The following is a 6,903-nucleotide window of genomic DNA, read 5'->3' on the forward strand; positions in this document are numbered from 1 at the left end:
CCGTCAGACTCCGCCGCGGCGCAGCAGCTGTCCGCTGGGGGTGCGGCCGTCGATTTCATGGCCGCGCAGGAAGGTCCTGCGGACCACTCCGGACAGTGCCTTGCCGTCGTACGGGGTAATGGGGTTCTTGTGCTTGAGCTTCGAGACGTCCACCACGAAGGCCTCGTCGGGCGCGAAGATGGAGAAGTCGGCGTCGTACCCTAGGGCCAGCTGGCCCTTGGTGTTCAGCCTCGCCAGTTCGGCGGGCTTACGGGCCATCCAGGACACCACCTGTTCCAGCGGGATGCCGCGGTGCCGGGCCTCGGTCCAGATCAGCGACAGGCCCAGCTGCAGCGAGGAGACCCCGCCCCAGGCCACGGCGAAGTCGCCGTTTTCCAGGTCCTTGAGGTCCAGCGTGCTGGGGGAGTGGTCGGAGACGATGCAGTCGATGGTGCCGTCCTGCAGGCCTTTCCAGAGCAGTTCCCGGTTCGAGGCCTCGCGGATCGGCGGGCAGCACTTGTACGCGGTGGCCCCGTTGGGGATTTCCTCGGCCATCAGGGTGAGGTAGTGCGGGCAGGTCTCCACCGTGAGGTGGACGCCGTCGCGCTTGGCGCTGGCGATCATCGGGAGGGCATCCGAGGAGGACAGGTGCAGGATGTGGGCGCGGGCGCCGGTCCAGCGGGCACGTTCAATCACCTCGGCGATGGCCTTGTTCTCCGCGCCGCGGGGCCGGGACGCGAGGAACGTCGCGTACTGGTCGCCGCCCGGGTGCGGGGCACGGTCGATCGCGTGCGAGTCCTCGGCATGGACGATCATCAGCGAATCGAAGGACTTGAGCTCGGCCAGGTCCTCTTCCAGCTCCTCGGCATCCAGGTGGGGGAACTCGTCCACGCCGGAGTGCAGCAGGAAGCACTTGAAGCCGAAGACGCCCTCGTCGTGCAGCGGGCGGAGGTCCGCCTTGTTGCCGGGAACCGCGCCGCCCCAGAATCCGACGTCGACGAACGCCTGGTCCTCGGCCACCTCGCGCTTGAGCTTGAGGCCGTCCACCGTGGTGGTGGGCGGGATGCTGTTGAGCGGCATGTCGATGATGGTGGTCACGCCGCCGGCCGCTGCGGCCCGGGTGGCGGAGGCAAAGCCCTCCCACTCGGTGCGGCCCGGCTCGTTGACGTGGACGTGCGTGTCGACGAGGCCCGGCAGCAGGGTTTCGTCCTCCGCGAGCTCAATGACGGCGGTACCGGACAGTCCGTTGCCGAGCGGCTCGATCGCAACGATCTTGCCGCCGCGCACGCCCACTTCGCGCGGCGCGATGCCCGCCGTCGTCAGGACGCGCTGGCCCCGGATGACGAGGTCGAAGGTTTCTTCAGACATTCAGGCTCTCCTTGCTCGTGGCCGTTTGGCCGGCGCCCGGCGCCGCCAGCTGCAGGCCGATGTTCCGTCCGAGGCGTTCCAGCAGCGCTGCCGCCTCCGATATACATGTGTCTACATTGCTTTCGAGCTCCGTCAAAGCATGGACCTCGCGGAACCCGGAAGCCGTGAGCTGTTCAGGGCCCAGCGTGGTGCGTCCGCAGACGGCGATGACCGGGATGCCGGCGCGCGCCGCCGCCCGCGCAACCCCCAGCGGGGTTTTGCCCAGCAGGCTTTGTTCGTCCAGGCTGCCTTCGCCGGTGATCACCAGACCGGCACCGGCCAGGCGCGCCTCCAGTTCAGTGAACTCGAGGACGACGTCGATGCCCGGCCGGCGCGTGGCCGCCAGGGCCGCGATCGCGGCGTAGCCCACCCCGCCGGCCGCCCCGGCGCCCGGGGCCTGTACGGCCTTGACCGCCCGTGGCCCGAGTTCCCGCGCCAGCACGTCCGCAAAATGGGCCAGCGCGGCGTCGAGTGCGTCCACGTCCGCCGGGCTGGCGCCCTTCTGCGGTCCGAAGACCGCCGCGGCACCCTCGGCGCCGAGCAGCGGGTTGTCGACGTCGCTGGCGAGCACAAAGCGTGTCTCGTCCAGCCTCGGGTCGAAGCCGGTGAAGTCGATCCGGTCCAGCCGGGCGAGGGCGGCGCCGCCGGGCGGCAGCTCGCGGCCCGCGCTGTCGAGGAAGCGGGCGCCGAGGCCCTGCAGGACGCCGGCGCCGCCGTCGGTCGTGGCGCTGCCGCCCACGCCGAGGACGATCTGCCGGCAGCCCGCATCCAGGGCCGCGCGGACCAGCTCTCCGGTGCCCAGGCTCGTGGCGCCGGTGGCGCTGGCCGAGTCCGGGCCGCTGCCGGGCAGGACCGCCAGCCCGGAGGCGGCCGCCATCTCGATGACCGCCTCCCGGCCGCGGACTGCGAAGTCGGCGGTCAGCGGTTCCCCGGTGGGTCCGGTCACGACGGCGCTGCGGCGGGAGAAGCCGGACCCGACGGCGGCGTCCAGGGTGCCTTCGCCGCCGTCGGCCACCGGAATCAGGAGGACGTCCAGGTTGGAGCCCGTGGCCGCCTGCAGTCCCGCCGCCAGGTGCCGGGCTACGTCGGGTGCGGAGAGCGAGCCCTTGAACTTGTCCGGAGCTATGACAACGCGCATGTCTTACGCCTGCAGGGCCAGGATGGCGGTGGGGGCGTCCGCGCGGGTTTCGGCCAGTGCCTCGAACTCGTTCACGGCGTTGATTTCGGTGCCCATGGAGATGTTGGTGAGCCTCTCCAGGATCACTTCCACCACCACGGGAACCCGGAACTCGCCCATCAGGGCCTGGGCCTTGTCGAAGGCGGACGCCAGGTCGCTGGGGTCCTCCACCCGGAGGGCCTTGCAGCCCAGGCCCTCGGCCACCTTGACGTGGTCGACGCCGTAGCCGCTGGCGGTCGCCGAGAGATCCGTGGAGTTGATGTTCTCGAACGCCAGGGACACGTTCTGTTCCATGTTGAATCCGCGCTGGGACTGGCGGATCAGGCCCAGGTAGGAGTTGTTGACCACCACGTGGATGTAGGGCAGGTTGAACTGCGCGCCGACGGCCAGCTCCTCGATCATGAACTGGAAATCGTAGTCACCGGACAGGGCGACGACGGTTTCCTCCGGCTTGGCGCGCACCACGCCCAGGGCGGCCGGGGCGGTCCAGCCCAGGGGGCCGGCCTGACCGGCGTTGATCCACTTGCGCGGGCCGAACACGTGCAGCATCTGGGCCCCGGCGATCTGGGACAGGCCGATCGTGGAGACGTAGGTGGTGTCCTTGCCGAATGCCTTGTTCATCTCCTCGTAGACGCGCTGCGGCTTGATGGGGATGTTCTCGAAGTGCGTCTTGCGGTGCAGGGTGGCCTTGCGCTCCGCGCATTCGGCGGCCCAGCCGGAATAGTCCGGCAGGGTGCCCGCAGCCTTGCGTTCGCGGGCCAGCCCGATCAGGCCCGTGATGGCCGCGCCGGCGTCGGAGGCGATGCCCAGGTCCGGGGAGAACACGCGGCCGATCTGGGTGGGCTCGATGTCGATGTGCACGAACGTCCGGCCGGCCGTGTAGGTGTCCAGGCCGCCGGTGTGGCGGTTGGCCCAGCGGTTGCCGATGCCGATCACGAAGTCGGAGGCCAGCATGGTCTCGTTGCCGTAGCGGTGCGAGGTCTGCAGGCCCACCATCCCGGCCATCAGCGGGTGGTCGTCGGCGATCGCGCCCCAGCCCATCAGGGTGGGGATGACCGGAACGCCGAGCAGTTCGGCCAGCTCCACCAGTTCCGCGGACGCGCCGGCGTTGATGATGCCGCCGCCGGCCACGATCAGCGGGTGCTGCGCCGCGGTGAGCATGTCCAGTGCCTTTTCCAGCTGCCGGCGGCTGGCCCGCGGCTTCTCAACGGCCAGGGGTTCGTAGGCGTCGATGTCGAATTCGATCTCGGCCAGCTGCACGTCGATGGGCAGGTCCAGCAGCACCGGGCCCGGGCGGCCGGAGCGCATCAGCTGGAAGGCCTTCTGGAAGGCGCCCGGCATCTGGCCCGGTTCCCGGACGGTCATGGCCATCTTGGTGACCGGCTTGGCGATGGACTCGATGTCCACGGCCTGGAAGTCCTCCTTGTGCAGTTTGGCCACCGGGGCCTGGCCGGTGATGCAGAGCATGGGGATGGAATCGGCCCAGGCCGCGTACAGCCCGGTGATCATGTCCGTGCCGGCCGGCCCGGAGGTGCCGATGCAGATGCCGATGTTGCCGTCCTTGGCCCGGCTGTAACCGTCGGCCATGTGGCTGGCGCCTTCAACGTGGCGGGCCAGGGTGTGGCGGATCCCGCCGTGGTTCCGCATGGCGGAGTAGAACGGGTTGATGGCCGCCCCTGGCAGGCCGAACGCCTCGGTGGCGCCCTCCTTTTCCAGGATGGCGACGGCAGCGTCTACGGTGCGCATCTTAGTCATGGTGTACTCCTTGGAAGTCTGTTTTTGGGTGTGCTGAAGGAAGTCCCGGCGAACCGTCGCGGGCACCTTTTTTTGTGGGGCGGGGGGAGTCGGCGTCGTAATTCACGACGGCGGCCGGCGTGTCCGTGTCGAAGTGCCCCCGGAAGGGCGGTCGGGACGGGCGGTGGGGCTGCGGCCGGGCTAGTGGCGGCCGCTGAGCTGCAGGACCTGCTTGAAGAGTCCGGAGTGGTCCAGTCCGCCGTCGCCCTGGTTGACGCTGGCCGCGACGAGCTGCGCGACGACGGCGCCCAGGGGTACGGCGACGTGGGCTTCGCGGGCGGCCGAGGTGACGATGCCCAGGTCCTTGTGGTGCAGGGCCAGGCGGAAGCCGGGGTCGAAGTTGCGGTCGAGCATCTTCTGGCCCTTCTGGTCCAGGACCTTCGAGCCGGCCAGGCCCCCGCCGAGGACCTTGAGGGCCGCGTCCGTGTCGACGCCGTAGGCCTCGAGGAAGGCGATGGCCTCGGCCAGGACCTCGATGTTGACGGCGACGATCAGCTGGTTGGCTGCCTTGACGGTCTGGCCGGAGCCGGACGGGCCGACGTGGACGATGGTTTTGCCCACCGCGGTGAGGACATCCTGGGCGGCCTCGAAATCCGCGGCCTCGCCGCCCACCATGATGGACAGTGCGGCGTCGATGGCGCCTTGTTCGCCGCCGGACACGGGGGCGTCCAGTGCGCGGAGGCCGGCGGCTTTGGCGTCGTCGGCGAGGCGCTTGGCAACGTCCGGGCGGATGCTGCTGGCATCGATCCACAGCGTGCTCGGCCTGGCGTGGGCGAACACGCCGTCGGGGCCGCTGACGACGCCCTCGACGTCGGGGGAGTCCGGCACCATGGTGAGAACGACGTCGGCGTCCTTGACGGCGTCGGCGATGCTGGTGGCACCGCGGCCGCCTTCGGAGGCCAGCTTGTCGATCTTGTCCTGGCTGCGGTTGAAGCCGGTGACGGTATGGCCGGCGTTGACCAGGTTGATGGCCATGGGCAGGCCCATGATTCCGAGTCCGATGACTGCAACGTTGCTCATGATGGTTCCTTTACTGAAGTCTTTGAGTGCGGGTGTGCTGCTGTGCCGCGGTGGGTGCGGGTGGGGACTACTGCGCGACGCGCTGGCGGATGGCCCAGGCGAAGGCAGTTTCCGCCGGTTCCTTGTACTCGAGGCCGATGTAGCCCTCGTAGCCGAGTTGGCGGCTGCGGGCGATCCATTCGCCGAGGGGAAGCTCGCCGGTTCCGGGAGCCCCGCGGCCGGGGTTGTCGGCGATCTGGATGTGGCCGAAGTCCTTGGCGTGCTTTTCGATGACGGCGGCGACGTCGTCCCCGTTGACCGAGAGGTGGTAGAAATCGGCGAGGAGCTTGATGTTCCCCGCACCGGTTTCCTGCGCCACGCGGGCGATGACCCGGAGGGCGTCGTCGGCGGTGAGGAGCGGGTACCGGGGGGCGCCGCTGACCGGTTCGAGCAGCACGGTGCCACCGATGCCGGCGACGCCTGCGGCGGCGGCCGCGAGGTTTTCGACCGCCAGTTCGTCCTGCGCCTCCGGGGTGTGCCCGTCCTGCCGGTTGCCGTAGAGGGCGTTGAAGGAGGTGCAGCCGAGACGTCCGCCGATGCCGGAGACCACGTCGATGTTGTCTTTGAACTCGGAGCTGCGGCCTACCCAGGACACGAGGCCGCGGTCGCCGCCCGGCATGTCGCCGGCGTTGAAGTTGAGGCCGGTGAGCTGGACCCCGGCGTCGGTGATGGCCTGCTCGAAGCGGGTGATCTCGGCGTCGGCGGGCACCGACGCCGCGAAGGGCCACCAGAACTCGACGGCGTCGAAGCCGGCGGCCTTGGCCGCGGCGGGCCGCTCGAGGAGGGGCAGTTCGGTCAGCAGGATGGAGCAGTTCACGGTGTACGTCATGGTGTGTTCTTTCCGGTGCGGGCGGGAGCTGGAGGAGTGGCTTCCTTGCTACTCTCAACTTCCACTTTGTGGAATAAAGATTCTGCTTTATGAAAAGTGTAGGGAAAGTGGGGCGGGTGCGTCAAGGGGTAAAGGGAAGAGGGGCCCAGCTGCCGGGTCCTCAGGCGGCCGGGACGTTTGCGGGCAGAGCTTGAGGGCGCGCTTCGGGGCCCGGGGCATCAGGGCCCGGCGGATTCCATGGCGGGCAGGGCGGGGGTCTTGCTACCCCTTCGAGGGGTCTTTCCGGGCGGCCAGGCCCACCAGCGCGCCGACGGCCACGCCGATGAGCAGGCCCGTGAACGGCTTGTCGACGGTGGCCACGCCGATGGCGAAGCCCAGGGCCGCGCCCAGGAGCATTCCGATCCACAGGGATTCGTACTTCACAGGCTTAGGCTAGCAAGCGCCGCCAAGCCCCGGGCCGGCTCAGGGCCACAAGCCCCGGATGCCATCAGACACGGAGGCCTAACGGGAACGGGCCCGCCCCGTCAGGCAGGGCGGGCCCGGTGCTGCGGCCGTGGCCTAGGTGTATTACCCACGGAGGCTAGTGACGCGGCTTGCTGGTGGCTGACCCTTGAGTGAGGTGTGGCCTCGGTGATGATTGTAGTCATGGAGCCAGGCC

The 6,903-nt window shown here is 69.4% G+C and carries 6 protein-coding genes; all 6 read right to left on the bottom strand.

All coding sequences use genetic code 11. The features are described 5' to 3' along the window. Positions 1-3: 3 nt before the first annotated feature. The gene (gene allB / locus J2W14_RS18565; RefSeq protein WP_307465254.1) at positions 4-1,347 is read right to left on the bottom strand and encodes an allantoinase AllB; all 1,344 of its coding nucleotides are present in this window, start codon (positions 1,345-1,347) and stop codon (positions 4-6) included. Next, positions 1,340-2,524 (bottom strand): glycerate kinase, encoded by a 1,185-nt coding sequence (locus tag J2W14_RS18570; RefSeq protein WP_307465256.1) that lies wholly within the window; start codon positions 2,522-2,524, stop codon positions 1,340-1,342. The genes allB and J2W14_RS18570 overlap by 8 nt, the downstream gene beginning before the upstream one ends. 3 nt (positions 2,525-2,527) lie before the next feature. Next, positions 2,528-4,318, bottom strand: a complete 1,791-nt coding sequence (gene gcl, locus J2W14_RS18575; protein WP_307465266.1) for a glyoxylate carboligase — start codon at positions 4,316-4,318, stop codon at positions 2,528-2,530. Between the two features lie 180 nt (positions 4,319-4,498). Continuing rightward, the gene (locus tag J2W14_RS18580; RefSeq protein ID WP_307465268.1) at positions 4,499-5,377 is read right to left on the bottom strand and encodes a 2-hydroxy-3-oxopropionate reductase; all 879 of its coding nucleotides are present in this window, start codon (positions 5,375-5,377) and stop codon (positions 4,499-4,501) included. A gap of 67 nt (positions 5,378-5,444) precedes the next feature. Next, positions 5,445-6,245, bottom strand: a complete 801-nt coding sequence (locus J2W14_RS18585) for a hydroxypyruvate isomerase family protein (RefSeq protein WP_307465270.1) — start codon at positions 6,243-6,245, stop codon at positions 5,445-5,447. Positions 6,246-6,506: 261 nt separating this feature from the next. Beyond that, complete coding sequence (locus J2W14_RS18590; RefSeq protein WP_307465272.1) at positions 6,507-6,668, bottom strand: glycine zipper domain-containing protein; 162 nt, start codon at positions 6,666-6,668, stop codon at positions 6,507-6,509. Positions 6,669-6,903: the final 235 nt, after the last annotated feature.

The organism is Pseudarthrobacter oxydans, assembly GCF_030812335.1.
In the GTDB taxonomy this organism is placed as follows: domain Bacteria; phylum Actinomycetota; class Actinomycetes; order Actinomycetales; family Micrococcaceae; genus Arthrobacter; species Arthrobacter oxydans_B.